Origin of the sequence: Amnibacterium flavum, from assembly GCF_003097495.1 — a bacterium.
Classification (GTDB): Bacteria; Actinomycetota; Actinomycetes; order Actinomycetales; family Microbacteriaceae; genus Naasia; species Naasia flava.
The window spans coordinates 41,179-67,706 of sequence record NZ_QEOP01000006.1 but is presented as its reverse complement, the minus strand read 5'-3'; the positions used below and the strand labels follow the sequence as shown (position 1 = coordinate 67,706).

Here is a 26,528-nt window from a genome sequence, read left to right as displayed (position 1 = left end):
GTCAATGAACAAAGAGCGAAATTCCCTCGAGGTGCGGGCTGCGAAGCACGCCGCCCTCGCCGACCCGGCACGGCTTCGCATCGTGGACCTACTCACCCTCGGCGACCTCTCGCCCCGCGAGCTGCAAGACCGGCTGGGCATGCCCTCGAACCTGGTCTCTCACCACCTCGGAGTGCTCGAGCGAGAAGGAATCATCAGTCGCAACCGCTCCGAGGCGGACAAGCGGCGCAGCTACGTTCGCCTCGAACCCGTCGGCCTGGAAGGGCTAGGCCCGTCAGCGGGCGCAGCGGCCCGACGCGTGCTGTTCGTCTGCACCGCCAACTCCGCCCGATCTCAGATCGCCGCCGAGCTATGGCGGCGAACAAGCAGCATCCCTGCCATCTCGGCAGGCACCCATCCCGCCGAAACAATCGCCTCCGGCGCGATCGCCACGGCCAGACGGCACGGAATCGAACTTCCGGACCTCGCGCCTCAGTCCTTCGGCGACATCGCGGCCGACACCGACCTCGTCATCACCGTCTGCGACTCCGCCCACGAGGCACTCGGCACCGGCGCACTGCACTGGTCGATCCCAGACCCCGTCCCTGCCGGAACCGACGCAGCCTTCGACGCCGCGTTCGAGGAAATCGCACGCCGCATCAACGGCCTTACTGAACGAGTCAGCGATGCGGACTAGATCCCGGCGCTGACAAGGCAGGTCTAGGGACCCGCGTCTGTCGTATCCGAGGGATTACGAGACGAACGCGAAGCGCGACCCCAGAGGTCAGCGGCTACTAGCGATCGGCGTTTGGCGCTTTGTTAGAAGGGCGATTACGACGGTCTAAGACGAAGCGGATCGCCGAGAATACCAGCAGGGCTATCGCGGCCACGAGCACGGCGAACGAGCCCTCCGCGCTGCTGAGGGCGAAGAAGATCACGAGAAGAACAACACCGCCAAGACCGGTGAGAAGCGGAACGACCATTTGCATAGTGAATCAGAGCGCCGCGGCCCGCCGGAGGGCGCCTGGAGATTATCGGTCGAACTCAAGCTCGCAGAGAGCGTGCTCCCCGCGACCTAGGCGGGCCTCGGGGTAAGGGGCGGCTAGCTGAAGCCGGAATCCTTGCTCTGACGGATCACAGCTCATATATTTCGGTGTGCCGAAATTTCGCGAGGCGTTGTGACAATCCGAGCGGTGCAGCGGCCCACCGCGGGGCGGTTATTGCCGTTGCTCGGTCCGGCCATCGTTGCGGGCGTCGCCTATCTCGACCCCGGCAACGTGGCCAGCAACATGACCGCAGGCGCCGCCTACGGGTACCTGCTCATTTGGGTGGTGGTGGCAGCCAACGCGATGGCGTGGCTGATTCAATACCTCTCAGCCAAGCTCGGCATCGCAACCGGAGCGAGTCTGCCCCAGAACCTGGGTCGACGGATCAAGCGTCGCCCGCTCCGATTTGCGTACTGGGTGCAGGCCGAGCTCGTCGCTATGGCCACAGATGTCGCCGAGATCCTCGGTGGAGCTATCGCACTTAACCTGCTGTTTGGTCTGCCGCTACTGGCAGGCGGCATCATCACTGGCGGTGTTTCTCTGATCCTGCTGGCGCTGCACACCCACCGCGGCGGCCGGGTCTTCGAAGGTGTCATTGCGGGACTGGTACTGATCATCGGAATCGGCTTCTGCGCGGGCATCGTCATCGGGCCGCCCGATCCAGCCGCAGCTCTTGCAGGCCTGGTTCCTCGTTTCCAGGACAGCGGTTCGGTGCTCCTCGCCGCGTCGATCCTCGGCGCAACGGTGATGCCTCACGCGATTTACGCGCACTCGTCGTTGAGTCGGGACAAGTTCGCGGGCCTCGACCCGGTCTCGAGCCGACCAATACTGCTGAAAGCCACACGCATCGACGTGACTATTGCCCTCACCGTGGCGGGAGGCATCAACGTCGTGATCTTGCTGGTCGCCGCTGCATCGCTGCAGGGCGTACCCGGGACCGACACCCTCGAGGGCGCCTACACGGCACTCGCTTCGGGGTTAGGGCCGGCAGTGGCTACCCTGTTCGCGATCGGGCTGCTGGCCTCCGGACTCGCCTCGTCATCGGTCGGAGCGTTCGCGGGCTCCGAGATCATGCGCGGACTCCTGCACATCAACGTGCCTCTCCTGGCCCGCCGGATCATCACGATCATCCCTGCGTTGCTGGTTCTGATCGCCGGTGTCGAACCGACCCAGGCACTGCTGCTCAGTCAGGTTGTGCTGTCGTTCGGTATCCCATTCGCACTAGTGCCCCTGATCTGGCTCACTTCACGACGAGCCGTGGTGGGCGATGTGGCCAACAAATGGTGGACCACCGTGCTCGCTACGGTTGCCGGTGTCCTACTGGTTGCTCTGAACATCACCCTCATCGTGCTGCTCGTATCAGGCAACTAGCGCGGACAGGGGTAGAGGACCTGTTGGAGCGGCCTAGCGCGAGCTCCTGCCGAGACGGTCCCCGGTCGAGGCGGTCGATAGGCTGAGACACGACCACGAACGGGGAAGGTCATGTCCCTCGAGCGAGCAGCCGCGCAGGCGAATATCGTCGCGATCGGTCGACGCCAATCCCGCGTCGCCCGAGGAAGCAGTGTCGGCTCCTTCGCCACCTTCGTGGCCCTCGCCGGCCACGTGCTCGCCGGCGGCGGCGTTCCCTCATACACAGCCATCGCCCTGGCCCTCGCTGGCAGCTGTCTCCTCGGGATCCTCGTGGCAGGAGATCGCCTGACGTTGGGACGGCTGAGCATTGGTGCCGCGGCCGCTCAGCTGATCTACCACTACGTTTTTTCACTCAACGCGCACCGGGACACCGGAGTACCAGCGGGGCACCACATGGTTCCCACTGCGCTTCCCGAGACCGGGGGAGCTGTCCACCCGGATATGACGGTGATGCACCTGATCGCCGCCACCCTCACAATCCTTTACGTAACCCTCGGGCAGCGCTTCGTCGCTTACGCGCTGCGGGCTGGTCTGCGGCGACTGCGCCGGATCTTGACCGTTCCGATTCCGGTAAACAGTGCCCGCCCCTCTGCCCCGCGACCTGAGCACACCGAGCAGCAGTGGCAGTCGTCGACCATCAGCAGATGGTTCCTGAGGCGCGGACCACCGTCAGCTTTCGTCATCGCTCACCCCTGATTCAGCCCCCCTTTTCCACCGGGGCACACAAGACGAAAGCTTCATCATGAACCGGAAAATCACCGGCGCCATCGGCGCGCTCACAATCGGCACAGTCCTCGCCCTCACTCAGGCCCTGCCAGCCATCGCACACGTGGGAATCGACCCCAGCTCCGCCACTCCTGGCGGAACAGCCGCGGTTACCTTCACCGTCCCCAACGAATCCGAGACAGCAGCAACCAACAAGCTCGAGATCGTGCTGCCGACCGAAACCCCCTTGGTGAACGTGCGCTACCAGCCGACCCCAGGGTGGTCCGGTGAAATCGTCACAGAACAGCTGCCAGAACCGGTGACTGTAGGGGACACCGAGATAACTCAGGCGCCCACTCGAGTGATCTTCACTGCCGATGCCGGCGGGGGGATCAAGCCTGGCCAGTTTGAGGAGTTCACCCTCCGACTCGGCCCGATCCCGGAAGTGGGGCAGCTGCCGCTGCCCGTGGTTCAGACCTACGACGACGGCGAGGTATCGAACTGGGCGTCGACCGTGGATGAGGCCGAAACCGATGAGAGACTCGATCCGGCACCCATCCTTTACGTCAACGACGAGGCCCCGGAAGGCGAACACGGCGCAGCCCCCACCGCTAGCGCCGAGGGGGAGCACTCCGAAACCGAGGCAGCACCCTCGAGCGACGGAGGTCTTGCGATAGGTCTGGCCATCAGCGCCCTCGTGGTCGCGGTTCTCGGAGCTGTCCTCGGTGCGCTCGCTTTCCTGCGCAGCAGGAAGCGCACCGTATGAGGAAGCGGTGGATCGCCACAGCAACAGCCGTTGCCGCGCTGGCAATGAGCCTGATCGCTGCACCCGCAGCGCAAGCCCATGACTCGCTCTCCGAAACCCAGCCCGCGGCCGGCGACACCGTCACCGAGGTGCCGGAGGTATCGCTCACCTCCAGCAACACCCTTCTCGACCTGCAAGGCATCGGGACAGCGTTCGTGATCCGGGTCCAGGACGACGAGGGCCTCTACTACGGAGACGGGTGCGTGACCCTGTCTGACGCAACAATGTCGATGCCGGTCGAGTTGGGCGAGGAGGGCGAATACACCGTCACCTGGAGAGCAGTCTCCACCGACGGGCACACCATTTCCGACGCCTACACCTTCAGTTATCAACCGACTGAGGGCACCACGGCAGCGGACGGAGTGACGGCCGTGCCCCGCTGCGGAGCGGAGGCCAGGCCCGGCGACGACTCAGATCAGCAGGATGGTGAGGTGCCGCAGGGTGCCGAGAGCCAGACAGGGCTCCTCATCGGGTTGGGAGTCGGTGGTGTCATCCTCGTGGGCGGGCTGATCGGATTCGTGATCGCCGCCCGGAGAATGAAGAACAGCTAACTGATGCTTGGGGGCGGAGGCATCACGCTTTCGCCCCCAAGACCCCGGATCGAGTCGCAGTGACTGGACCGCAACGCCTCGACCGCCTGATCAAGGCCAGGGTCATCTCCACGAGACAGACCGGCATACTCTGCCCGCACCCCGTCGGAGGTTTGGGTCAGGCGCACCCAGAGACGTCGACGCGGAATCATCAGGGACGCCAGTAACCCGGCAACGATCAAGATCGAGAACAGCAGCACCCAGTTCTGGCCGGGATCGAAGCTCACATCAAACGAGGCGAATCGTTTCACCTCATCCAACGACACCGTCCCCAGACCGTTAGGGAGCTCCGCCGACTCACCCGGGGCGAGTTCGACGGATGCGGTTCCCGATTTTCCGCCAGTGAGCTGCTCCATCCCGGCGGTGTCCAGTGCATACACGGACCGGGGGATGCCTTCTTCAAGGCCCAGGTCCCCGACGAATACGTTCAACGTGAGTACCGGGTCGAGGAGGTCCGGGTGGTTGGAGAAATATGCCCCGGAATCGCCCACATCTTGGGAAGGGTAGAAGAATCCGATCATCCCAACCTGCTGCGGCAACCCATCGGGGATCTTGATGACACCCAGCGAGGTGAGGAACGCGTCCTGGGGGAGGAACGGGACGTTTTCGCTTAGAACCACCTCCCCGTCGGGACTCGTGACCGTCACGCGCGGGGCGTACCCGTTCCCCAACAGGAAAATGTCGCTGCCTGCTACTTTCAGCGGCTCGTTCACCCGCACCTGCCCGGGATCGGTATCTGGGCGGTCCTGCCAACCGGTGGTCACCGTCGCGGTGAAGTCGAGGGGCTGCCCGATCGCATTCAGGTTTTCGTTCTCATACGTGACGTCGAGATCCTCGAGAGTCAGCGAGAAGGGTTGCAGCTGAGAGGGATCGAAGAATCGGCCCGGGTTGAAGGAATCGTAGGCACTGAGGGTGTTGGCGAAACCTTCACCCTCGACAAGCACTCGCTGGCCGGTGTAGGCCAATCCGCCGCCGAGGGCGACAGCGACCAGCACTCCCACGAGGGAGAGATGGAAGACGAGGTTGCCGGTCTCGCGAACGTAACCGCGTTCCGCGGCGACGCTGACTGTGCCGCCTGACACCTCAGTTGCGATCCGGTACCGGCCACGTTTCAACACTGATTCCGCAGCCTTGGCCGCATCTTCGAGGGGCACCCCGGTCAGATGGGCCGTCGAGGAGGAAGGCATGCGAGCGAATCGGGCCGGAGCGCGCGGCGGGGCGGCCCGCAGAGCCTTCCAGTGGTGCCGAATCCGTGGCACCAGACACCCGATCAGAGAGATGAACAGCAGCAGGTAGATGCTCGAGAACCAGAACGAGGTATACGAATCGAATACCTGCAGGGTGTCGAGGATCTCCGCGAGCTCGGGGTTATTCTCCGAGTACTGGACAACTCCGTTGGGGTCGGCGCTTCGTTGAGGGACAAGCGACCCAGGAATCGACGCGAGAGCAAGCAGCAGCAGAAGCAGCAGCGCCGTGCGCATGCTGGTGAGCTCGGTCCACAGCCACCGCAGCGACCGTGATGCCCGATGTCGAAGCCGCGGCCTTGTCGGGCGGGATTCGTCATCGCGGACATCTTCGATGTAATCGAATGGACGGTGCGTCATCGTTTTTCGCCGCGTTCCGCCGCGACGCGGAGACGCTCGTTATAGGCGTCAAGTTCTGCATCGCCTTCGGCATCGACCCGCAGATCTCGCTCTCGAGCCTTACGGGTGTCGTTGCGATACCACCGCCCCAACATGATCAGCAGCAAGACCAGGGTGGGGCCCTCACCGTAGGACCATGCCAGCCCCCCGGCGATCGCCTGATCCATGACCGGGTCGATGCCCCACCCCTCGGGTGGAGTGATGAATGCGCTCACCAGTGCCCGAGGCGCCATCATCAGGAACACCCCGAAGAACGCGTGGAGAGGCATCTCAACGAAGAGGTCAATCAACCGCCCGTGGTGGGTCATCCGGAACGGCAACGGACCCGTGGAAAGCAACGGCACCGTGAACACCAGTCCCGCGACGAGGAAGAACACTTCCAGCCCCACATGACCGCCCGTGGTGGCGAGGAAGAAGTCAGCCAACGGGGTGAGGTACAGGCCATAGAAGCTGAGCAAGAACAACGGGATCGTGAACACCGGGTGCAGCAACCAGCCAAGCTGCCTCGAGCGCATCGCGGCGATCACCATCGCCAGAGCCCTCCGGGCACCAGTAGATCGGGGACGGGTGCGCAGAACGAGTCCGACAGGAGCGCCGAGAACAAGCAGAGGCGGAGCCGCCATCATCAGGGTCAGCTGCTGGAACATGAACACCGAAAACAGGCCGTAACCGTAGTTCTCGAGCGCAAGTCCTGTCGTCGCCGCCACCAACAGGCATCCGGCAAGGAAGCACAGCGTGCGCCACAACGGCCACTTCCCGCCCACCGACTTCACCCGGGCAAGCGCCATTAGGTACCCGGTCATCGCGAGGATCATCGCTGCAGGAAGCACCGGTGCCGTCAGCGGCGCCCACTCGAGGAAGGTTCCGAGAGAGGGAGGCGCAACAGGAAGGGCGGCCAGCGTTTCAGAGGCCACGCTTCTTGCCTATCCGCTCAAGAAGCTCGTTGTATTCACGGAGCTCCGCGTCGCCCGTGCGGTCGGCGTGACGATCCACACGACGCGCCTCCCGCTTGTCCGAACGTGACCACTGCACCGCGATCAGAAGCGCGATTGCCAATGCCGGAAGCTCACCGATGCCCCAGGCGATACCACCAGCCACCCGCTGATCATCGAGCGGATCGATGTCCCAACCGGTGGCAATCACCCCGTACCACTCGGGAAGAAGAAGAGCCCCGCTGGTGATAATCGCCAGCCCGAAGAAGGCATGAAAAGCCATCGTTGCCAACAGAATGAGCAGCCGCAGCGGATAGGGCGCGCGGTAGGGCAGCGGATCAGCCCCGAACAAGGTCAGCGCGAAGAGGTAACCAGTCAGAAGGAAGTGGGCCACCATCCACTGATGCCCCACCGGATCATCGACCGCCCACCCCAACAGCGGAGTGAAGTAGAAAGCGATCAGAGACGTCCCAAACAGCGCGGCGGCGACCACAGGGTGGGTGAAGACTCGCGCAACCGGGGACTGGATCAGTGCAAGCAGCCACTCCCGCACCCCACGGCTTCCGTCCTTGCGGGCCGTGATCGTTCGAAGAGCAAGAGTCGTCGGGGCGCCGGCCACCAGGAGAATCGGGGCAACCATCCCCAGCAGCATGTGGCTAGCCATATGGGCGCTGAACAGGTAGGTGCCGTACAGGCCGACCCCGCCGTTGGTGGCATACAGCAGCACTCCCAGGCCTGCCATCCAGCTGATCGTCCGGCCCAACGGCCACCGGTCGCCGCGGCCGCTCAGCCGACGAACCCCGACCAGATAAGTACCAGCCCCGAGAACAACGACGAGCAACCAGACCGGGTCGGGGGTCACCGACAACAACAGGTTCGACGCCTCCGGAAAGGCCGGCAACTCTTGTCCGGTCAGACGCTGCGCTGGCGTGACCGCCAACGCCTCCTGGACGGGCGTCGGGGTCCGGGCAAGGACGGACGCCACTCCCGCTGCCACAGCCATCAAAGCAAGCTCGGCAGCCACAATCCGCCAGAAAGCACCGCTCGAGCCTTCACGCACCCGGCGTATGGACCGTCGCCGGTGAGCCACCCCTGCAGCGCCGAGGGCGATCAGCAAAGCAACTTTGACCAGAACAAGCCACCCGTATGGTGTGGTGAAAACCTCATCCACGGAGTCGAACCGCAGGGCGGCGCCGATCGTGCCGGAGACTGCCACGATCACGAAGCAGTAGAGCGCAACGGTTGAATACCGTTCCAAGACGGGCGCCGACTTCGACGGTGAGCCCAGATCCCCCCTTGCCCACAGGAGGGCCAGAATCACGAGGCCGCCGATCCAGATCCCCGCTCCCGTCATGTGTAGCCACAACGCTGATGAGGCGGAGTTGTGGCTACCCGCACCCGCGGCATGGCCTTGCAACGCCAACGGCACGAACGATGCCAGCGCGAAAACGGCGGTCACCGCCACCGGCCACGGCCCACGCGCTACGAAGCAGAGCACCGTCAAAGCGCTACTGGCGAGGAAGGTGAACGTCCACGCCTGCCCGAGCTCAATCGTGGTGAGGAACTGGCCAAGGGCCGGTAGAAAGACATCGGGGGAGAACTCGCCAGCCAGACTCATGAACGACAGCACCGCCCCCAGCGCACACAGCACCGCCGCCGCGCCGCTAGTGACGGCGGCAACATCCAGAGCGCGGCTCCGGCCAGGACCAGCCGGTAGTACGAAGGTGGCCAGGATGAGGGCTCCCGTAGTGGTCGCCATGCTCAGATTCAGGAGCACCTTCACCAGGGGGCTGCCGAGGGTCACCATCAGACCCCCGCTGTCGAGCACTTCCGGTTCGAAGGGGGTGACAGCGGCGAATGCGGCAATAACCGCCGCCGCCGCGAGGACAGGAATCAGACCCACCAAGGCCCCATAACGCCGCGACGAGACGCTCGGTGGGGAGTTCGTGGTTGGTCGGCTAGCCAAGGGCGGCGCCCCTGCTGCTCATAAACGGCTCGGGGTCGACCCGGGCGTCGTCGACGCGAACCTCATAGTGCAAGTGGCACCCCGTGGACGCTCCCGTTGTTCCCGCAAATGCCACTACCTGCCCGGCGGAGACTTGCTGCCCTCTCGAGACCAGCAGTTGTGACGTGTGCGCATATCCGGTCTGAACGCCTGAACCGTGGTCGAGAAGGAGCCAGTTGCCGTAGCTGCCGAACCACCCGGCGTACTCGACCGTCCCATCCGTTGCCGCATAAATCGGTGTTCCACATCCCGCTGAAAGATCGGTTGCGTAATGGAACGGGTTGACCCCGGGAACGGGTTGCTGTGGGCGTGGACCATAAGGGTCGGTGATGCGCCCAGGCACCGGGCGCGCCCAACCCTGCGCGCTCAACTGGCCTGAATCAAGGTTCGGGCTGCTTTGCTCAGCCTGCTTCCGCTCTTCTTGCCCTCGAGCGAAGTCCGCCTCAGTGGCAGCACGGTCCTCGGATAGCACGGCGAGTTGGGCCTTGAGCTGCTCGCCGAACTGTTGCTGCTCGGACAGCTTCGTCTCGGCAAGCAGGCTGGCCTCGGCGGCTGTTTGGAAGGCAGCATCTGCGGCGGTGAGGAGCCGTTCGCGCTCGGCGCGAGCGACTTCGGCTTGACCCAAGAGAGCGGCGGCCTCGCTCTGATCTCGTTGAGCGGCATCCTGGACGAGACCGAGGGAGATGGTCAGTCGGGACGCGGCCCCCAGTCTCCCGAGCAGCGCATCAGCGCCCTTCGTGCTCATGATCGCCTCGGTGCCCACCCCCAGGGTCGAGGAGCGAGCCATCATCGCGGCGACACGGCCGGCCTCTCTCGTCGAGCTCTCGGCTTGCAACCGGGCAGTCTCGGTTTGTTCATCGAGGCGTCGGGTTGCCGCTGCTGCTTCGTCAAAGGCCGCCTGCGCGATCTCGTACTGTCGGGAGCGCTCGTCGGATTCGGCCCGCGCGGCCGCGGCTTCATCATCCAACTGGGAGATCAGCGAGGACAGCTGGTCAATCTGGGCCCGCTTGCTGGCTTCGTCTGAACGCGCGGCCTCTACCTCACCCCACGACGGGTACTCGGCGGCCATAGCCGGCCCGCCCTGGAGACCGGTTTGGAGAACGATGAACACAGCGACCGCACCAGCAATGCTGGTGATACCGCGTCGACTGATTGTTGCCGTCACGGCTGCTCAGCCAGCACTCGGTCGATCAGTCCCTCGAGGATCGAACGGTCAGGTATTTGGCCGAGGATCCTCGCTGCGACGCGAAACTCCCGGTCAAGGACCAGAGTGGTCGGGACGGCATTAGGGGCCACTACACCGCTGAAGGCCAAGAGGACCTGCCCTTCCTGGTCAAGCAAGGAGGGGTAGGTCACCCCGAACTTCTTCGCAAACGCCACTGCGGCGGCTTGATCATCGCGAACATTTACGCCCAAGAACGACACACCCTGATCGGCGAACGCTGCATTTACCGCTTCGAGGTCGGCCGCTTCAGCTCGGCATGGCGGGCAGGAGGCGTACCAGAAGTTGACGACGAGAACCTCTCCCTCGTAGTCGGAGCTGCTCACCTCGCTACCGGAATCCAGCTGACCGGAGAACTCGACAGGATCTTCCCGATCGTCCGGCACGATCTCGAGGATCGCGCCGTTGCCCGCGACGTAGTTCTGTTGATTGCCGGAACGATATTGATCCGCGAGATCATCTCCGCCGGCACACCCACTGAGGACCACCAGCAGGACGCCGGCGGTCACCAGGGAGAGAATCTTCCTCACTGGGCGAGAGCCGCATCGACGGCATCAGTGAAGTCCTGAGTGGTCTCAGGGTTCAGTTTCTCCCCATTGAGGAAGAACGTAGGGGTGCCTTCGACGCCGACAGCGACGCCGTCGGCGAAGTCCTTCTGGACCCGCTCCTTGGTGGCCGGGTCGGCCACTGCAGCGTCGTAATCGTCCATGTCCAGCCCGAGTTCCTCGGCGTATGAACGGAAGAGGTCGCTCTGGGGCTCCTGCTTCTCTCCCCACTCGGCTTGGGTTTCGAACAGGCGCGAGTACATCGGCTCGAACTGTCCCTGCGCAGCCGCCGCTTCGGCCGCGATGGCCGCGTTTTCAGAGTTCCGGTGACTAGGGATAGGGAAGTAGCGCACGACGAAGGTGATTCGGCCGTCGTACTGCTCACGCAGCTGCTCCACAAACGGGTAGAGCGCCCCACAGGCCTCGCACTCGAAGTCCAGGAACTCGACCAAGGTCGCTTTCCCGTCTTCGGCGACATCAAGTCGGTGACTGTCCTCCCGGAGCACCTGCGGTGTGGTGTTAGGCGGAAGAACTGCATTGCTCTGGGCAGTTGCGTTCATTGCGACGATGACGACCACCAGGATCGTGATCAGAACAACCCCTGCGGCGATGACAGGGGCAAGCCAGCGTCGGGGTTTCTTGGTAATGGGTTCGTTCTTCGACATCATCGACCAACCTTTTCTGTGAGCCACTCGTACGGGTCGACCGAGTCGCCGTCTTCCGTGACCTCGAAATGAAGGTGCGGGCCAGTGCTCAACCCGGTGCTGCCGACTCGGCCCACCCCGTCACCAACGGACACCGCTTGACCTGGGACGACCTGCAGGGAACCCCACTGCATGTGGGCATAAAGGGTGGTGATTCGTTTGCCATCGACGAAGTGTTCGATGATCGCAAAGTTGCCGAAGCCGGAGTCCGATTCGCCCGTCTCCAGGACGGTGCCATCGGCGATGACCTGGATAGGAGTGCCCTCGCCGGGGAGCATGTCGATGCCCTTGTGGAACGGGGCACACCCGTTGCACGAACGGGGCCCGTACATGTCACTGAGCGGCACTCCGGCCGGGAAGGGCCACTGCACCGCTGAGGTGAGGTCGTTGACGAATGTGGGGGCCAGCCTCATCGTCTCCAGTGCCACGATTTGGGCCGGCGTCGAGGCCCCGTAGTTATCGCGGGCGATCTGTGCTGCAGCGCCCGAAGCGCCAACACTGAGCTCCTGGGTGTCGCCGGCAGCTGCGAATCCTGCCAGCACCTCCTCGGTGTGGTTCGAGCCGACAGCGACAGCGGGCAACGAGGTGGCCACCGCCAACGCGGTGACGAACGTCACAGCCACAGTCGAAATCAGGGAACGACGCACACCTCGCCGGGTGTCCGCCTCCACCGCGGAAGGTCTGCGGCTGGCGGGATTTTTCCCGCGTCCAGCAAGTCGTTGCCGGCGCGGAGCGGAAGTTGCTACCTCACGGCGAACCGATCGGCGTGTGGGCAGCGGAGGATGGGAGGGCGGATGGGTGTCGTGCATCGTCTTTCCTGCGTGTGCTCGACGAGCGAGCTCTCGATGGGATGGGGACGTGTCGGCGCGGGGATACGCCGGCTCGGCCCTTCCTAGAGACGCAGGATGGAAACAGTGACTAGCGAGGCTGCCCGAGGGGCCTCACTGCGCGCCCAGGTCGACAGGGGACCCGGGCGGGGAAGCAATGACAGAACCCCGCCCAGACGAGGGGGGTTCCGAAGGGAAGCGAAAACCAACGCGATAACGCAGCCGATCGCCAGCGCTGCGCACAGCAACCCGCCGTCGACCGCGTCCAGTCCCAAGGCGGCTGACACAGCATCGAAAACACTGCCCGCGGCCACGGGTGCGGGGTCGGCAACCAGAACAGACGAGGCCACTTCGCCGCCCGCTGCCAACGATTCGGCCGCGTGAGCGCGCTCGGCCGTATGGGCAAGAAGAAGCCCAACGACGGTGCCAGCTATGAGAAGCCAGGCCACCAACGTCAACGGGAGCCGGAAGGGGCGCGACGAGGAAGAAACGTCGGTCACAACCCCACCTCGCCTTCCCTATCTCATACCCCTGATCCGTGTCAGCGTAGCAAAGGGCCAGAAATGACGGGCCCCTGGCCGTCTGCGCGAGCAACCAGGCTGGTGGGCCGATGCCATGATGTGAGGGTGAACAAGGCCACCGAGTACTACCGGCCCGGGCTCTTGCCGGGGATTATCGGAGCCGCAGCGTGCGTCGCGGGGCTGTTCGTTCTCGAGTTCGATGGGTACCAGATCGTTCGTTATTTGGTGAGCATTCTGGCGTTGATCATCATCGTCTTCGCCGTCCAAGGACGCCGGTGGTGGTGGGCTCTGCCGATGGTCGCCGTTGCTGTTCTCTGGAACCCGGTGCTGCCATTCGCGTTCGAGGGCGTCCTGTGGGCCGCCGGCCACATCTTCGCTGCTGCCGCCTTCCTGGCGGTGGGCTTATTCCTCCGGGTGCCGGAGTCCGGCGGGAAGCGCAAGTAGCTCAGTCGTGCCCGGTGTGTTCTGCCTCCCGATGGCTCAAGGGTTCTAGCTGGAAGGTGGAGTGCTCGATCTTCACATCAAAGTCCTGAGCGACGCACTCCTGCAACCGGCGAACCAGGTCGGGTGCAGACCCGTCGCGGAACCGATCGTCATCCACCGTGACGTGCGCTGAAAGGATGGGAAGCCCTGTGCCGATCAATGAAGCGTGCAGATCATGGACGGCGATCACGCCGGGCATTTGAAGCATGTGCCTCTTCACCTCGTCCAGGTCGAGGTCCTTCGGTGTGGTCTCGAGCAGCACCGCGCTGGACTCCCGAAGAAGGAGGATGGTTCGCGGCACGATCAGCGCACTGATCAGCATCCCCGCCACTGCATCCGCCTGACCCCAGCCTGTCCACATGATCACCAGGGCGCTTACGATCACCGCGACAGAGCCCAAAGCATCGTTAGTCACTTCCAGAAATGCTGCCTTGAGGTTCAGGTTGCTATTTCGTCCGGCGCTGAGAACCAGGATCGACACCACATTGGCCACCAGCCCGACGATGCCGAAGATAAGCAGCTCCCCTGACGGGAGGTCGGGCGGTTCGAACAGCCTCTTGAAGCCCTCAACAAAGGCGTAGACCCCGACCGCGAGAAGGACCGCCGACTGTGCAAGCGCCGCCAGAACCTCGAGGCGGCGGTATCCCCAAGTGCGTTTAGAGGTTGGTGGGCGCAACATCAGCGTGGCCGCGGTGAGAGCGATCACGAGCCCGCCGGCGTCGGTGAGCATGTGTGCCGCATCGACGAGGAGGGCCAGGCTGCCCGTAACGATCGCGCCGATGACCTCAACGATCAGGACAGTGCTGGTCAGAGATAGGGCGATGGCCAGACGGGTACGGTTCGGCCGGCCGGTATCGGTGGAGCCATGATCATGCCCCATCAGGACTCCCCCTCCCGAGCGTCCTCGTGCCGCAGCGGCTCTCCAGTCGTGTGCTCGCTTTGATGCAAGGCGTCCTGGACGAGCTGGCGAGCGTGCTCGTTGGCCAACCGGTAGAAGACGCGGTTTGCCTCATGTCGGAAGGTGACCAGACGCGCCATTCGTAGTTTCGCCAGATGTTGAGAGACCGTGGTTGGCGCCCGGTCCAGGAGCTCCGCGATCTCATTCACCGACCGCTCACTCCCCGCCAAGATAAGGACGATCCGGATCCGGGTCGGGTCAGACAACATGCCGAACAGCTCAGCAGCGACCTCAACGTTCTGATTATGAGGATCGTATCCATCTACCTGGCTATCTGCGAACATACAAAGATTGTGTCATGCTGGACAGGTCACCGCCACGCTTCATGAGAGTCTCCTGCCCTCCGGCGTTCACGCAGTGCCAGCCGCTCAACCGAGTAACCGACCATGAAGCGCCCACTCGACAGTCCGACTCACTTGGGCAAACCTCGGTGAGACGGAGCCCTACCCCTTGAGAGACGCATGACAGAGTCAACGCCCACCGAGGAACCTGCGCGGACGCGCAAAGGGCGCAACTTTGCCGTTGCAGCACTGGTGGCACTGGCGGTCGGAGCGATCGATCAGACATCGAAGGCTCTGGCAATCGGATCTCTCTCCAATGGTGACCGCATCCCGCTGCTCGGCGACCTACTAGGGCTGCAGCTCGCGTTCAACCCCGGCACCGTGATGTCCCTCGGGTCGGGAAGCACGTGGATTCTTACCCTCGTCTCGTCAGTAGCCACTGTCGCGCTGCTGGTGGCTGCGGCCAGGGCCAAGTCGCTCGGGTGGGCTGTGGCGATCGGATTCGTATGGGGTGGCGCTGCCGGCAACCTCATTGATCGACTCTTCGCCGATCCCGCGCCGGGACGGGGACATGTCACCGACTTCCTCGCCTACGGTGATCTCTTCATCGGAAACCTCGCCGACGTGGCACTCGGAGTCGGCGCGGTAATCGTCGTGGCGTTGCTGGTGCGAAGACGGCCGAACGGAACCATCACGGGTGAGCCCGACGTCAAGGCCGGCTCAGACTGATGGCAGTCATCGCTCAACCCGTTCAGCCCGGTGCACCAACCCGAAGAGCCAGCGCAACCGAACGAGGAGTCTCCCTATGGACATGAACAACTACTGGTTCAACGCGATCTACTCGCTGGTGCCAACACTGTTGGTCGGCTTGATCTTCTGGTTCATAGTCCGAGCGATCATCAAATCCGATTCCCGCGAGCGTGCCGCGTACGCCAAGTACGCCAAACAAGAACGCGAAGCGATCAAACGTGCCTCGGAGCTCGAAGGCGATTCGCCAGTTCCGCAAGTCGGAGGCGACGACCGCCAGCCCAGCAAGACGGACCACGCAGATCCTCAGTAGGAGACGCTGCTAAAGGGCCAGCTTGAGCGCCTACCGAGGCGGCGGCCCAGACAGGGTGCGCAGGTGCTTGGCTACACGCTTTGCGAACTGTGGGCATCTTGCATCTTCCAGCGCCTTCACGATGCTTTTCGGACGACCGGGTCGCGCCGACCAATACCGATGCTGATCTCTCACAACCCGTTCCACAAACCAACCCGCAGAGTCGTCAATCAGGACGAAGAAGTCGTCACAGTTCCAGACTTCGTAGGTGGTTTCATCGTCTGATGTAAGTCCTGCATCCTCGGTGAGCAGGATCTGAGCTGCGCAGGCCACCGCCGCTGCGTGAACGTGCCTATCGTTGGGGTCTTCGCCGGTGTAGGAGATTGAGGCGTCGAAATCATCCAAAATCTCATCCACCGCCGCGGTGATCTTGTCATGGAGGTTGACGATCACGCCCCCATCCATGTCCTGATGGTTGCGCCTCAGCTGGTAAAGGACTTCAACGATGACATCTCGTGAGGTGTGGAGCTGGAACATGCCCTCGATCTCATTACGCAGCATAAAGAGCCAGTCGCGCAACGTCCGGCTGTAAAGGACGTTTGCGTCAACGAAGACGCGCTGAATGATCACCTCGCCACCGTACTAGCGGTGGAAGATACGACGAGGGTCGGCGCTGTCAGTCGAAGTCGGCTCCTGCATCGCGGAGGTCGCGCACTGCGACACCGCGTGCTTCTTGACGTGCTCGACGCAGGGCAAAGACGTCGTCCCGGCGCAAACGGGTGTGTGTCCCGACCTTGAACGCTGGGATCTCGCCCCGCTCAATGATTTTCATCAAAGTGGGACGCGATATGCCAAGGCATTCGGCTGCGACAGAGCTGGTGAGTATCTCGGGGAGGGTCGTGGTCGAGACGACTCCCGAGGCGGCGATCGCTTCGATGATGTCGATGACAAAGCGCGTCAGTCTTGGCTCGAGGGTCAACGTAGTGCCGTCCTCGAGCGTGGCCACAACGGTCGCGACTTCGCGGTCGTGAGCTGTCTCCATCAGTGAGGACGCTTCGCGGCGAACATCGGGCTCGGCTGCCACGGTGGTCGACGGCAGAGAGAACTGGTCGATGGCGATACTGGCCATTAGCTTGCTCCGATTCGATTGGCGCCCCACACTATGCAACTTGCGGTTGTAAGTGCAACCCTATGTCCCCTCACTGGGGTAACTGCCGGGAGCGGACGTTAGCAGCCGCCACCGGGAATTGCGGCTTGGTGAAACTGCCCGCTCGACGTCCTGATGTCGGCGGTGCGTGCCACTCTCCGCAGACGCTCACCCCAACGGAAGGATGACCGCCATGTACGAACTGCAGAGCTTCGGGCTCGCTCTCTTCGCGCTCGGCGTCGTCGTCGCATTCGCCACGAACCTCCGCCCCGTCGCACTCGTGCTGGGATTCATCCCGCACGCCCGCCGCGGCATCTTCCGACTCGGACTCTTCGGCGCCCTCGCCGGCGGCGTCCTATTCGTCGGCCCGCTGCTGATCGGCCTCGCCGTCAACGCGATCCTCGTGCCGTTCTCTTAGACCGACCACCCCCACCCGAAGGAGAAGGCGACGTGACCCACACCGACCCGAACTCGATCCGCCGCAGCCTGGAAATCTCAGCCAACGCCACCGGGCTCGCCACACTGGCTCCCAACATCGAAGACCTGGACGAGGCGCACACGGTACTCGCCGCCCTAGCCGAGGCAGAGAACTCTCTCGCCAAGGCCTACGGCCAGCTCTCGCAATGGTTCATCCGCGCTGCCGACAGCGACGAGATCTCAGCCGACAAGCTCAACACCGCAGCTGACGCGCTTCAACAAGCGTCCGTGCATGCTGCCGGAGCGCATGAGCGCGTTCAGACAGCTCGTGGCCACGCCAGCGACCTGCTGTTCCGCAGTCCCGCTCACAACTAAGCCAACGACCCGGCCACCGATACGGGCCGCGGAAGATGCCCGGCACCGGCACCGGCACCGGCACCGGTTCGCGCAGCGAATCGGTGGCACCTGCGAGGCGATGCGCCGGAAGTAGCTGCTAGCGCAGCACCCAGGCGACGAAGGCCAAAAGGTCCGTCGTGAACCGCTCCCGGTCGACCCGGTAACGGACGACCTTTCCGTTCCGGGGGCCGTCCCCGGCGTCCGTGGTGACAAAGCCGGCGGCTTCGAGCTCTGCGAGGTTCGCGCGCGTCGACTGGGCAGAGATCCCAAGCACAGGAACAAGCTCCTGCACTGTCGCGCCCGGGTTCTCGAGCAGGAACCGCAGGGTCGCCAACCGGGACTCCACGGCCACGGCCTGATGCGCCGCGGCGGCGCGCTCAGGAGGCGCGACGAGTTCCGGGCGTTCGTGTGGCACGCACCCATTGTGCCCGAGGGGGACACCGGGCCTGTGGATAGTTTTCGACGCCCACTTCCCGGAACTGCGAGGCTGACCGCTTCGAATACCACATCTGGCCCTCGCGCGTTAAGCTCAAACAGCGAGTCAGACTAAAAGTATTCGCTGAGCGAACATGGCGTTTTAAGTGGAGCAACCTCAAGTTGCCCTAGATGTTTAGACAGGCAAGGGTGGAAGGATCATGAGCGAATCAGACGGCTCCCACGGGATCCCCTACGAAGACACCGCGCCCTTCAAGGGCGCCGGTCGCGCTGCCAGCTACGTCGAAGACGTAGCCGTAGCCGAGGTCGGACCCACCAGTTGGGTGTCCGCGCCAGAGGCCACAGCGCTACCTCCGATGCCCGCTGCACGGCCCAACACCCCCGCCACACTTATCGAAGAGGTCAACTCCCCAATGAGTGACCTGCTCGCAGACGAGCCCGCAGCGCAGCCAGGCCGTGCCACCCGTGGGTTCCGCGGAGCGCTCGGCCGCGTCGGAATCCGGCTCGCTCCGAGCGGCGCCGAGAAGGCGCGGCTCGAAGCCGACGCCGCAGTGCGCCGCGACGAACAGGTCATCCGGCAGGCGACGTGGACTCGCGCCGTCGGCGTGCTGGTCGCGAACCCGAAGGGCGGGGTCGGTAAGACCCCCGTGTCGGTGCTGCTGGGCGGCACGCTCGCGACGATCCGCGGCGGATCGGTGGCCGTCATCGAAGTATCCGACGACCCCGGCACCCTCACCTTCCGAGCCGAGGGCAAGCCCGCGCTCGGAATGGGGGAACTCGTCCGCGACGTCGACGCGATCCGCAGCGCCGGTCAGCTCGCCGGTTACACCGCCCCGCAGACCTCGTTCGCCTCGATCATCGGCTCCACCGGCGCCCGTCCCGCACTCAGCGGCAACGACGTTCGCCGCGTCTCCAGCGTGGTCGATGACTACTACGCCGTCCGCATCATGGACAGCGGCAACCAGCCCTCGAGCGACGCATTCGTGGGCGCGATCGACGCCGCCGACGTCCTCGTGATCCCGGTCCTGAACTCCGCCGACGTCGTTCTTGGGGCCATGTCCCTGCTCGAGCGGATGCGGCTGGAAGGCGGCCACAGCGCCGACCTCGCCAACCACGCGATCGTTCTTCGCCTCACCGACGGACGCCCCGAGGATCCCCGGATCATGGAGCGGCTTTCTGGCCTGCTCGAACGCTCTGGCGTCCGAGAGACCTACGCCATCCCCTACGACGCCCACGTAGCCGAGCGCGGGGAACTCACCCTCGCGAAGCTCACGCCGGCTACACGGTCAGCACTAACGACCGCCGCCGCGGGCATCGTCCGCTCACTCCAACTCAACGCCCGCTAACCCCCGCAAGGAGCAAGAACATGCAGAACCCACTTGACGGGATCCTCCCCGACTTCTCAATCTTCGGCGCCCAGTTCACCGAGCTGTGGCAGAAGATCCTCGCCGGTGCCTGGGGCATCGCAATCGTCATCGCGATCATCTACCTCATCGTCTCCATCGCCGGTATGAGCACCGCTTCGGGTGCTCAGAACCCGAACGAGTACAAGAACGGTCGCCAGAAGGCGATCGGTGCCGGAATCGCGCTCGCGCTACTCGCGGCACTCGCGGTCATCGTGACTGCGATCTTCGCTCTCGTCAGCTAGCCGATGAGCGCGGAACTCAAGCCACCGCGCGGACGTGGAGGATGGATCATCCTCGCGGTGATCCTTGCCGTCGCGGCGATCGTCGCGGCCGCGGTCGTGTACGGCTCGAACTCGAGCACCGACGCCACGGTGCCCACTCAGTCGCAGTCGACGTCGGCAACGCCTGGCGAGGTCGGTAACGCTGGTGCCGACGTGCAGCCCACGGGCTGTCTTGGCGGTGAAGCGCGCGACGCGGACATGCTGCTCTCAGCCCAAAGGGCCGCGCCTCACACCACTAACGGTGCAACCGAACTCGCTGCCTCGTTCGTGCGGTGGATGCAACGGTCTCCCCTCCCACCGGCTGACGGAATCAACACCGTGCAGTCCTCACTGATCACCTCGCGTATCGACGTTGCGAGCTACCTCGCCCACGGTCCTGACTTCGCGAGTGGACTGGTCGAAGACGGGCAGGACTTCTACATGAGCACCATCGGTGGTGTGTGGCTGCTCGATTCGGCGAACCCCGACGCAGTGACCGTCTCTATTGGAACGGCCTACGTCATCGACGGTGCGCTGAGTCCGCGCTACGTGTCGTCAGTCACCGTTGCGCTTGCATGGGATAACGGCCAATGGAGGATCGACGGTTTCAAGGGAACCCGCACCACCGAGACGCTGTTCGCCGCCGGCACTAAGTTCACCGAGGGCTGCTGATGGCTACAGATGACGGTGGGATCGCAGGCACCACTCCAGGCGACCCGTTCGGTGGCGTCACCGACATCGTGAACGGCATATCCGGGGCGGTCAACTATTGGTCGGATCCGTGGGGCAACACCTTCACAGCGCTCCGCGACGCCGCTAAGTCGCTATCGACGGAGCTGTTCCCGTTCCTGACGAGCGCGACCCTCCCGGACCTGACCGCTGACTGGTTCATCGCGGCCTACCGGATCTCGTTCGCGGCGGCGGTGCTGGTGTCGATCGTGTTGCTGTTCCCGCAGATCATCCGCACCGCCCGCGGCGCCCAGTCGGGCCGCGAGCTGGTGTCGTCCATCGGTCTGTTCTTCCCGCTGTTTCTCATCGGGGCGATGTTCGGCCCTGCCGTCGGGCAGCTGCTAGTGCGCTTCTTCCACTCCCTGTCCACCGACGTCACGTCGTGGGGATTGACCGGCAGCGTGCAGAGCACCGCGACCGCGTTCCAGAAGATGCTGGACGACGCCGACCCGGTCGGAATGGCCGGCGGAGTGCCGATCGCAGCGGCCGCGATGCTACTCGTACTGATCGGCCTCGTCCTGGTGCTCTGCATCCTCGTGGTGCAGCTGATCACCCTCTACTTCACCGGCGTCCTGATCCCGCTCGGTTTGGTGTGGATCATCGACCCCCGCCGCCGCAGCTACGGGCTCCGACTCATCGGACTCTGGTTCGGGATCCTCGCTGCCCACCCGCTGCTGTTCTTCATGCTCGGCCTGGCGTTCAGCATGATGAGCGCGAGCGTCGACACGTTCGGCAACAACTTCTCCCTGCAGAGCCTCGTGCAGCTGCTCGTGGCCGTCTTCGCGATGTTCCTGGCCGGTCTGTCACCGCTGCTGCTGATGAAGTTCGCACCGGTGATCCCGGTCGGCTCAGGCGGCAGCTCAGGGGTGGCAATGAACGCCGGCAACTGGGGTCCGAAGGACTCAGGAGACGCGACCTCGCGCTACTCCCCGGAGTCCCAGTCGGGCAGCTCGCAGCCGCAAACCCGGCCGCAAAGCGGCCCCACGTCAGGTGACGACTCTACTTCCGCGGGTTCCGGCGGCGGCGGCGGGCTCAGCGACGCCGCGTCGAAGGCGTCGTCACCCGCAGCGGGCGCAACCAAGGTCGCCGCTCCTGCAGCCGAGGGTGCTGCAGCGGGCGGTACTGCCGAGGCGGTCGCTGGTGCCGGTGTCGCAGCGGGCGCGGCCGAGTCCGCGACCGGAGTGGGAGCTGCTGTCGGCATCCCGACGATCATCGCCGCAGGCGCCGTTTACGCGGGATCGAAAGCCGTCGAGGTCGGCCAGAAGGCCGTGGAAGTCGCGCAGGAGGCCGGTAACCAGGCCGCCGACGCGATGGACGACCAGGGAGAACCGCAGTGAGCGTCGACACCACCCGGGGCGGCGTCAGCCGAGTGATCGGCGGTGAATCCGGACACCGCTCGTTCTTCGGCGGCACGCACTCCCGCGGTCGCGTCATCGCGTTCGTGGCCGCGTTCCTCGCCGCGGTGATCCTCACACCCCTGTTCGGAATCTGGGGGCTGTTGATCGCACTCCTAGTGGGCGGCGGCGGGTTTCTACTCACGCAGCGCACCCACCGCGGGTCGATCCTCGACCGCCGCACCCGGCGGACCCGATGGGCGCAACGGCTCAAAGACGGCACCGACCGGTTCGAGCCCTACACGGCAGCTCAGTGGGACGAACGCACACGCGAGTACCAGGAGGCCCGGGACTCCGCCGCGAAGCGGGCCGCGTGGAAGCAGCTGTCCGCGCTCCGCGCGACGCCGGACGGCGCCGACGGGATGGGGTGGCTGCACAGCGCCCCGAACGAACCGGGTATCGCCTGGCACGCCCCGGTGGGCGAGCCCAACTACCTCTCCGTCACCTTCACCGTCACCGGTCAGATGAGCGGCGTGGAGTCCTCGTCGGTGATGCGCCGCGCGGCCGAGGGCTGGGGCATGTTCCTGGCCTCCCGCGCAGCTCCGACAAGCCTGGTTGGCGATGTGCAGATGCTTACCCGCGTACTGCCGGCGGACTCGACCCCGCACGAGGCGTGGGTCGCAGACGCCCAAGACCCCACCGCGCCTCTTGAGGCAAAGAAGTCCTACGAGCAGGTGCTGCGCATCGCCGGCGGCGACGCCATGGTGCAACGCCACTTCGTCACCGTCTCGTGGCCGATCACTGCCGCATTCATCGACGCTGCGAAGAAGTACGGCCCCGGCCGGGACGGCTGGCGCGGCCTTATGCAGCAGGAAATCGCCTCGACCGTCCGCGGGCTCATCGACGCCCGCGTGGGCCAGGTCGAAACCCTCTCCGCCCGGCGGCTGGGAGCGGTGATGCTGCACCAGCAGAACCCGTCCCGCCCGATCGACCAGGTGGCGGGAGTGAACCCGGCCGCGCTCGGGCTCCCCTCGCATGACGAGTTCTCCGCGCACGTGGTCGACGGCATCGACCCCTCCACCGGTAAGCCGGTGGAATGGTGGCACCGGACCGCCGCGATCCGCGCTGAGAACCTCGCCGTCGGCGCCCGCGGCCAGCTCTGGCTGCTGGACCTGCTCATCGGCGCCGATATCCACTTCGTGCGATCGCTCGCGTTCCACGTCCACCTGGTGCCCAACGGTGAGGCCCGCGAGTCCGCCCGACGCGACCTGCTGCGCGACCGCGCGGCCGCGATCGAGGACGCCGAGAAGGGACGCCTGGCCAACGACGTCACCGGGGCGAACATGTCGGCCGCGGCTCGCCGTGACGCGGATCTCGCGCACGGCTCACCGCACCACGGCGGAACGTGGGTCGGCTACGTCACTATCTCGGAGACCAGCCGGTCCGAGCTGATGAAAGCCTCCCGCTCGCTTGAGGAGACCTGCTCGACCGGGCTCGGTATCGAGCGCCTGGAATGGCTAGATAGCTACCAGTCGGCCGCGTCGGGGACTACCTGGCCGATCGGCCGCGGGCTCGGCAGCCCGACCCCGAGTCTGGGCACGCGCCTTGCGCGCGCCCTCGCCGGAACCTCTGAGAAGGAGTCGTTATGACCACCGAGGCGCCCGACACCGGCAAGCAGTCCCGGCTCTGGACCCTGCCCGTGCTGCGCGCGTTCGCACCGCCGGTCATCGAGACACCCGAGGAAGCGTGCGACTCCACCGAGGTCGTGCCGTGGCAGCTCCCCGGGGCGCAGCTGCGCACTAACCGGGGACGGGCGAACCGGGGGTTCTACGCACCCCGCCTGCCCGGAGCTCCGACAACGACCCGACAAGCCGAAGTCCTCAACAGTGCCGTCATCGGTGCCCCCACCGGCACCAGCGGCATCGTCATCGGCCGCGACGTGCTCTCCCGCACGATGATCGCCCACGACCCGGTAACGGCGTACAACGCGGTCCCGCGCATCGTGTCGAGCCCCAACGTCGTCGTGATGGGCGACGTAGGCGGCGGGAAGTCATCGCTGACCAAGACCACCTACGTCATCCGCCCCCTTGTGCTGGCCAAGCGCCGTGCGGTCGTGTTCGACAAGAAGGATCAGAACGGCGAGGGCGAGTATTCCGGGATCGCCCGCCGGTTCGGTGCAGAGCCCATCCGTTTCAGCACCGACGGCACCGGAACACGCCTCAACCTGCTCGATCCGACGATCACGCGCGCCGACGGTGTGGCCGGTCAGGTGCGGCTCCTGAACGTCATCGCGCGCCTCGCGCGCGACGGCAAGGAACTGTCCGAGTGGGAGCAAGAAGCGCTCCGCGCCGCGCTGGTTCGGACCGTGGCCGATTACGAGGACAAGAGCCGAACCCCGGTGCTCGGAGACGTCCTACCGAACCTCTCCCGCGTTGCTGACCTCACCGACTACGGCTCCATGTCGGCCAAACAGCTCGACGACCTCGAGCACGCGGGCCTGTCGGTCCGGTTCGCCCTCAACGGGCTGCTGCACGACTACGCCGGTCTGCTCGACGGGGAGACGAGCCCCGACGTCGACCTCCGCGGCAAGCTCACCTCGTTCGATATCTCGCAGCTCCCCGAGGACGGCCCCGCCGTGCCGGCGGTCATGGCCATCGGGCACATGTGGCTGCTCGGACGGCTCCGCAGCGACCGCGGCTGGGCCACCAACTGCATCTACGAGGAAGGGTGGCACATCGCCGCCGGCCCCTCCGCCGCGCTCGCCCGATCGAACCAGAAGCTCTCCCGCGGCCTCGCCCTGTCCAACGTGTTCGTCTTCCACAAGGGAAGCGATATCCCGCCGAACTCACCGGGCCTGGCGATGGTGCAGGAAGCCCAGACGGTGCACGTCTACCGGCAGTCGCGCCCCGAGGACGCACTGTGGTGCCAACGCACCTTCGGGTTCGCGCCCGAGACGGCCCCGCAGATCGAAAAGCTGGGCGACGGGTTCCACTTCTTCAAGTACGGCTCGCACCCGGAGACGCTGATGCAGCACGTCCGGTCGCCGTGGGAAAAGCAGATCACCGACACCGACGAGGCGTTCCTGGCCGCCGGTCGACGCGACGGCTGACCTATGGGCTGGAAGAGCGCGGTCGGGATCGCTGCAGCCGTGGCGTTGCTCGCCGGTAGCGCGGTCCTCCTGTCGACCGCTGCGCCCGCCGAGGCCAGCTGCAGCGCTACCGGCGGAAGCGTCGACGTCGCCGCTGCAGGGCTGCACCCGGCCGTCGCCGGCTACTCCGGCGACCAGCTCGCCAACGCCGCCGCGATCATGAACGCCGCCGCCGGCATGGGCCTCACCACCCAGGCCCAGGTCATCGGCGTGATGACGGCAATGGGCGAATCCGGGCTGCGCGCGCTCGACTACGGCGACACCGCCGGACCCGACAGTCGCGGCCTGTTCCAGCAACGCACCAGCTGGGGCAGCCTCGCGGACCGGATGGACCCCACCAAATCCGCGCAGCTCTTCTACGCCCGCCTCGTCAAGGTCGAGGGGTGGGAGAACATGACCCCCACCGCGGCCGCCCACGCCGTGCAGATCAACGCCGACCCCGACCACTACACCCGGTGGGCGGCCCCCGCCGCCGAGGTCGTGCAGGCACTCTCCGGCAGCAGCGCCGCCGGATGCAGCGTTGGCGCCGACGCCCAGGTCCTCGCCCAGCAGCTCGTCACGGCCGCGGACAACGGCCAGCTTCGCGGCCTCGTCCCTGACCACATCAAAGAGATCCGGTGGATCGCCCAGGGTAAGCAGGTACCTGACTGCGGCATCGACGTTCGGGTACTGCAAGTCATGGTGATCGCCGTGCAGAACTTCGAGGACGTCGGCGTCAGCGACATCAACCGGAAGTGCACCGGGCAGCTACTTGGGGCCGGTGCGACCTCGTCGCACAACGTCGACGGAGGCGGTAAGGCGGTCGACTTCTACCGCCTCAACGGGACCGCGCTCACCGGCGCCGACACCCAGTCCGTGCGCCTCATCACCATGCTCGAGCCCGTCATGCCCAAGGGCTCACGGGTCGGTCAGATCGACTGCCGCGCAGACCGCGGAACGACGATCGCCACCACCAACTTCACCCAGTTCGAGGACTCCTGCAACCACCTCCACCTCGACGTCGCCTACGCCGGCGACGCTGGCCTTCGCGTGCAGTAGACACTTCACAGAGCGGTATTGGTGGCGGCGACAAGTTTCGGACATCGCAGTCTGCGACACACCCCCAACGGTGCCTGATCTTTATGTATGCAAACGCGATGATCGGGCGTATGGCACAGATCAAGGGTCGTGCGACCCGCTCCAAGACCAAAGCGACCGCCACGGTCCTCTTGCAGGGGCGGGTACCGCAGGAGATCCGAGATCAAGTCACGGCAGCAGCCGAGGCCAGTGGGGTCTCTATGGCCTACTACCTCGAGCAGTTGGTTCGCGATCTCGTCGCTGAGCGCGGGGAGATGCCGCTGGTTGAAAAGCCGGCGTACTACCGACGCCAGGAAGAGCTCACCATTCCCGAGGAGCTGCCCATCAGCGCATAGCAAAGCAAAGGGCCGGTCACGTGTGACCGGCCCAGAAGCATTGGCTTCATACCCCCAAGAGTTTGGCGACTACGGGGTGTGAAGCAGGAATCCGAAGTTCCGGTGATCAGCCGGGCCTTCGTCGTCCCCTCCGAACCGAGGCTCGAAAG

The 26,528-nt window shown here is 65.0% G+C and carries 31 protein-coding genes; 18 read left to right on the top strand and 13 right to left on the bottom strand.

From position 1 onward, the window contains the following. Positions 1–4: 4 nt before the first annotated feature. On the top strand, positions 5–676 hold the full coding sequence (locus tag DDQ50_RS16930) for an arsenate reductase/protein-tyrosine-phosphatase family protein (protein ID WP_116757972.1): 672 nt from the start codon (positions 5–7) through the stop codon (positions 674–676). A gap of 97 nt (positions 677–773) precedes the next feature. Here DDQ50_RS16930 and DDQ50_RS16925 read toward each other — a convergent pair whose 3' ends face one another. After that, positions 774–962, bottom strand: a complete 189-nt coding sequence (locus DDQ50_RS16925) for a hypothetical protein (RefSeq protein ID WP_133246011.1) — start codon at positions 960–962, stop codon at positions 774–776. A 210-nt stretch (positions 963–1,172) separates the two neighbouring features. Here DDQ50_RS16925 and DDQ50_RS16920 point away from each other — a divergent pair, with 210 nt between their 5' ends. From DDQ50_RS16920 to DDQ50_RS16905, 4 genes are all read left to right on the top strand, one after another. Next, positions 1,173–2,396 carry an Nramp family divalent metal transporter gene (locus tag DDQ50_RS16920; protein ID WP_240614508.1) on the top strand — a complete coding sequence of 408 codons (1,224 nt, stop codon included), beginning with the start codon at positions 1,173–1,175 and terminating at the stop codon, positions 2,394–2,396. Between the two features lie 111 nt (positions 2,397–2,507). After that, positions 2,508–3,131 carry a hypothetical protein gene (locus DDQ50_RS16915; RefSeq protein WP_116757969.1) on the top strand — a complete coding sequence of 208 codons (624 nt, stop codon included), beginning with the start codon at positions 2,508–2,510 and terminating at the stop codon, positions 3,129–3,131. Positions 3,132–3,177: 46 nt separating this feature from the next. Continuing rightward, the gene (locus DDQ50_RS16910; protein WP_116757968.1) at positions 3,178–3,906 is read left to right on the top strand and encodes a YcnI family copper-binding membrane protein; all 729 of its coding nucleotides are present in this window, start codon (positions 3,178–3,180) and stop codon (positions 3,904–3,906) included. Positions 3,907–3,950: 44 nt separating this feature from the next. Continuing rightward, positions 3,951–4,496 (top strand): copper resistance CopC family protein, encoded by a 546-nt coding sequence (locus tag DDQ50_RS16905; protein ID WP_165829879.1) that lies wholly within the window; start codon positions 3,951–3,953, stop codon positions 4,494–4,496. Here the strand turns inward: DDQ50_RS16905 and resB are convergent. The 7 genes from resB to DDQ50_RS16870 are packed head-to-tail and all read right to left on the bottom strand — an operon-like array spanning position 4,493 to position 12,203. Next, positions 4,493–6,139 (bottom strand): cytochrome c biogenesis protein ResB, encoded by a 1,647-nt coding sequence (gene resB, locus DDQ50_RS16900; protein ID WP_116757966.1) that lies wholly within the window; start codon positions 6,137–6,139, stop codon positions 4,493–4,495. The genes DDQ50_RS16905 and resB overlap by 4 nt on opposite strands. After that, entirely contained in the window at positions 6,136–7,092 is a 957-nt protein-coding gene (locus DDQ50_RS16895; protein WP_240614506.1) for a cytochrome c oxidase assembly protein, read from the bottom strand. Before DDQ50_RS16895 ends, resB begins: the two co-directional genes overlap by 4 nt. After that, positions 7,082–9,013, bottom strand: a complete 1,932-nt coding sequence (locus tag DDQ50_RS16890; RefSeq protein WP_240614505.1) for a bifunctional copper resistance protein CopD/cytochrome c oxidase assembly protein — start codon at positions 9,011–9,013, stop codon at positions 7,082–7,084. The genes DDQ50_RS16895 and DDQ50_RS16890 overlap by 11 nt, the downstream gene beginning before the upstream one ends. Before the next feature lie 55 nt (positions 9,014–9,068). Continuing rightward, positions 9,069–10,280 carry a M23 family metallopeptidase gene (locus DDQ50_RS16885; RefSeq protein ID WP_133246010.1) on the bottom strand — a complete coding sequence of 404 codons (1,212 nt, stop codon included), beginning with the start codon at positions 10,278–10,280 and terminating at the stop codon, positions 9,069–9,071. Further along, complete coding sequence (locus tag DDQ50_RS16880; protein WP_240614504.1) at positions 10,277–10,846, bottom strand: TlpA family protein disulfide reductase; 570 nt, start codon at positions 10,844–10,846, stop codon at positions 10,277–10,279. The genes DDQ50_RS16885 and DDQ50_RS16880 overlap by 4 nt, the downstream gene beginning before the upstream one ends. Positions 10,847–10,863: 17 nt before the next feature. Next, positions 10,864–11,547 (bottom strand): DsbA family protein, encoded by a 684-nt coding sequence (locus DDQ50_RS16875; RefSeq protein ID WP_205663700.1) that lies wholly within the window; start codon positions 11,545–11,547, stop codon positions 10,864–10,866. After that, positions 11,547–12,203 carry a M23 family metallopeptidase gene (locus DDQ50_RS16870; RefSeq protein WP_165829878.1) on the bottom strand — a complete coding sequence of 219 codons (657 nt, stop codon included), beginning with the start codon at positions 12,201–12,203 and terminating at the stop codon, positions 11,547–11,549. Before DDQ50_RS16870 ends, DDQ50_RS16875 begins: the two co-directional genes overlap by 1 nt. An 836-nt stretch (positions 12,204–13,039) precedes the next feature. On the opposite strand from DDQ50_RS16870, the gene DDQ50_RS16865 reads away from it, so the two are divergent. Further along, a complete protein-coding gene (locus DDQ50_RS16865) occupies positions 13,040–13,378 on the top strand; it encodes a DUF6804 family protein (RefSeq protein ID WP_116757963.1) in 339 nt (112 codons plus the stop codon). 1 nt (position 13,379) lies between these two features. On the opposite strand, the gene DDQ50_RS16860 is transcribed toward DDQ50_RS16865, so the two are convergent. Beyond that, positions 13,380–14,297 carry a cation diffusion facilitator family transporter gene (locus DDQ50_RS16860; RefSeq protein WP_116757962.1) on the bottom strand — a complete coding sequence of 306 codons (918 nt, stop codon included), beginning with the start codon at positions 14,295–14,297 and terminating at the stop codon, positions 13,380–13,382. Further along, complete coding sequence (locus tag DDQ50_RS16855) at positions 14,297–14,659, bottom strand: ArsR/SmtB family transcription factor (protein ID WP_116757961.1); 363 nt, start codon at positions 14,657–14,659, stop codon at positions 14,297–14,299. The genes DDQ50_RS16860 and DDQ50_RS16855 overlap by 1 nt, the downstream gene beginning before the upstream one ends. Positions 14,660–14,908: 249 nt before the next feature. On the opposite strand from DDQ50_RS16855, the gene DDQ50_RS16850 reads away from it, so the two are divergent. Both DDQ50_RS16850 and DDQ50_RS16845 read left to right on the top strand, forming a co-directional pair. Beyond that, entirely contained in the window at positions 14,909–15,385 is a 477-nt protein-coding gene (locus DDQ50_RS16850) for a signal peptidase II (protein WP_240614503.1), read from the top strand. Positions 15,386–15,461: 76 nt separating this feature from the next. Beyond that, entirely contained in the window at positions 15,462–15,716 is a 255-nt protein-coding gene (locus tag DDQ50_RS16845) for a hypothetical protein (protein ID WP_116757959.1), read from the top strand. Positions 15,717–15,746: 30 nt separating this feature from the next. Here DDQ50_RS16845 and DDQ50_RS16840 read toward each other — a convergent pair whose 3' ends face one another. Continuing rightward, on the bottom strand, positions 15,747–16,325 hold the full coding sequence (locus tag DDQ50_RS16840; protein ID WP_116757958.1) for a PIN domain-containing protein: 579 nt from the start codon (positions 16,323–16,325) through the stop codon (positions 15,747–15,749). A 46-nt stretch (positions 16,326–16,371) separates the two neighbouring features. Further along, positions 16,372–16,824: a helix-turn-helix domain-containing protein gene (locus DDQ50_RS16835; RefSeq protein WP_240614501.1), complete on the bottom strand. Its 453-nt coding sequence runs from the start codon at positions 16,822–16,824 to the stop codon at positions 16,372–16,374. Between the two features lie 211 nt (positions 16,825–17,035). Between DDQ50_RS16835 and DDQ50_RS17370 the strand changes: the two genes are divergently transcribed. Together DDQ50_RS17370 and DDQ50_RS17365 are read left to right on the top strand one after the other, a co-directional pair. Beyond that, on the top strand, positions 17,036–17,260 hold the full coding sequence (locus DDQ50_RS17370) for a hypothetical protein (RefSeq protein WP_165829874.1): 225 nt from the start codon (positions 17,036–17,038) through the stop codon (positions 17,258–17,260). Between the two features lie 32 nt (positions 17,261–17,292). Next, positions 17,293–17,634, top strand: a complete 342-nt coding sequence (locus DDQ50_RS17365; RefSeq protein WP_165829873.1) for a hypothetical protein — start codon at positions 17,293–17,295, stop codon at positions 17,632–17,634. Positions 17,635–17,752: 118 nt separating this feature from the next. Here the strand turns inward: DDQ50_RS17365 and DDQ50_RS16825 are convergent, their stop codons facing one another. Next, entirely contained in the window at positions 17,753–18,070 is a 318-nt protein-coding gene (locus tag DDQ50_RS16825) for an ArsR/SmtB family transcription factor (protein WP_165829877.1), read from the bottom strand. Positions 18,071–18,290: 220 nt separating this feature from the next. Between DDQ50_RS16825 and DDQ50_RS16820 the strand changes: the two genes are divergently transcribed. The 8 genes from DDQ50_RS16820 to DDQ50_RS16785 all read left to right on the top strand — a co-directional run bounded on the left by DDQ50_RS16820 (position 18,291) and on the right by DDQ50_RS16785 (position 26,379). Then, positions 18,291–19,436 carry a MinD/ParA family ATP-binding protein gene (locus DDQ50_RS16820; RefSeq protein WP_116757955.1) on the top strand — a complete coding sequence of 382 codons (1,146 nt, stop codon included), beginning with the start codon at positions 18,291–18,293 and terminating at the stop codon, positions 19,434–19,436. Positions 19,437–19,456: 20 nt separating this feature from the next. Then, entirely contained in the window at positions 19,457–19,738 is a 282-nt protein-coding gene (locus DDQ50_RS16815) for a hypothetical protein (RefSeq protein WP_116757954.1), read from the top strand. A 3-nt stretch (positions 19,739–19,741) separates the two neighbouring features. After that, a complete protein-coding gene (locus DDQ50_RS16810; protein WP_116757953.1) occupies positions 19,742–20,428 on the top strand; it encodes a hypothetical protein in 687 nt (228 codons plus the stop codon). Further along, positions 20,428–21,822, top strand: coding sequence for a hypothetical protein (locus DDQ50_RS16805; RefSeq protein ID WP_116757952.1), 1,395 nt, complete (start codon positions 20,428–20,430; stop codon positions 21,820–21,822). The genes DDQ50_RS16810 and DDQ50_RS16805 overlap by 1 nt, the downstream gene beginning before the upstream one ends. Continuing rightward, on the top strand, positions 21,819–23,468 hold the full coding sequence (locus tag DDQ50_RS16800; protein WP_116757951.1) for a hypothetical protein: 1,650 nt from the start codon (positions 21,819–21,821) through the stop codon (positions 23,466–23,468). Before DDQ50_RS16805 ends, DDQ50_RS16800 begins: the two co-directional genes overlap by 4 nt. Then, a complete protein-coding gene (locus DDQ50_RS16795; protein WP_116757950.1) occupies positions 23,465–24,928 on the top strand; it encodes an ATP/GTP-binding protein in 1,464 nt (487 codons plus the stop codon). Before DDQ50_RS16800 ends, DDQ50_RS16795 begins: the two co-directional genes overlap by 4 nt. A gap of 3 nt (positions 24,929–24,931) precedes the next feature. Beyond that, positions 24,932–26,005 carry a hypothetical protein gene (locus DDQ50_RS16790; RefSeq protein ID WP_116757949.1) on the top strand — a complete coding sequence of 358 codons (1,074 nt, stop codon included), beginning with the start codon at positions 24,932–24,934 and terminating at the stop codon, positions 26,003–26,005. Between the two features lie 110 nt (positions 26,006–26,115). Next, positions 26,116–26,379, top strand: a complete 264-nt coding sequence (locus tag DDQ50_RS16785) for a hypothetical protein (RefSeq protein WP_116757948.1) — start codon at positions 26,116–26,118, stop codon at positions 26,377–26,379. Positions 26,380–26,528: the final 149 nt, after the last annotated feature.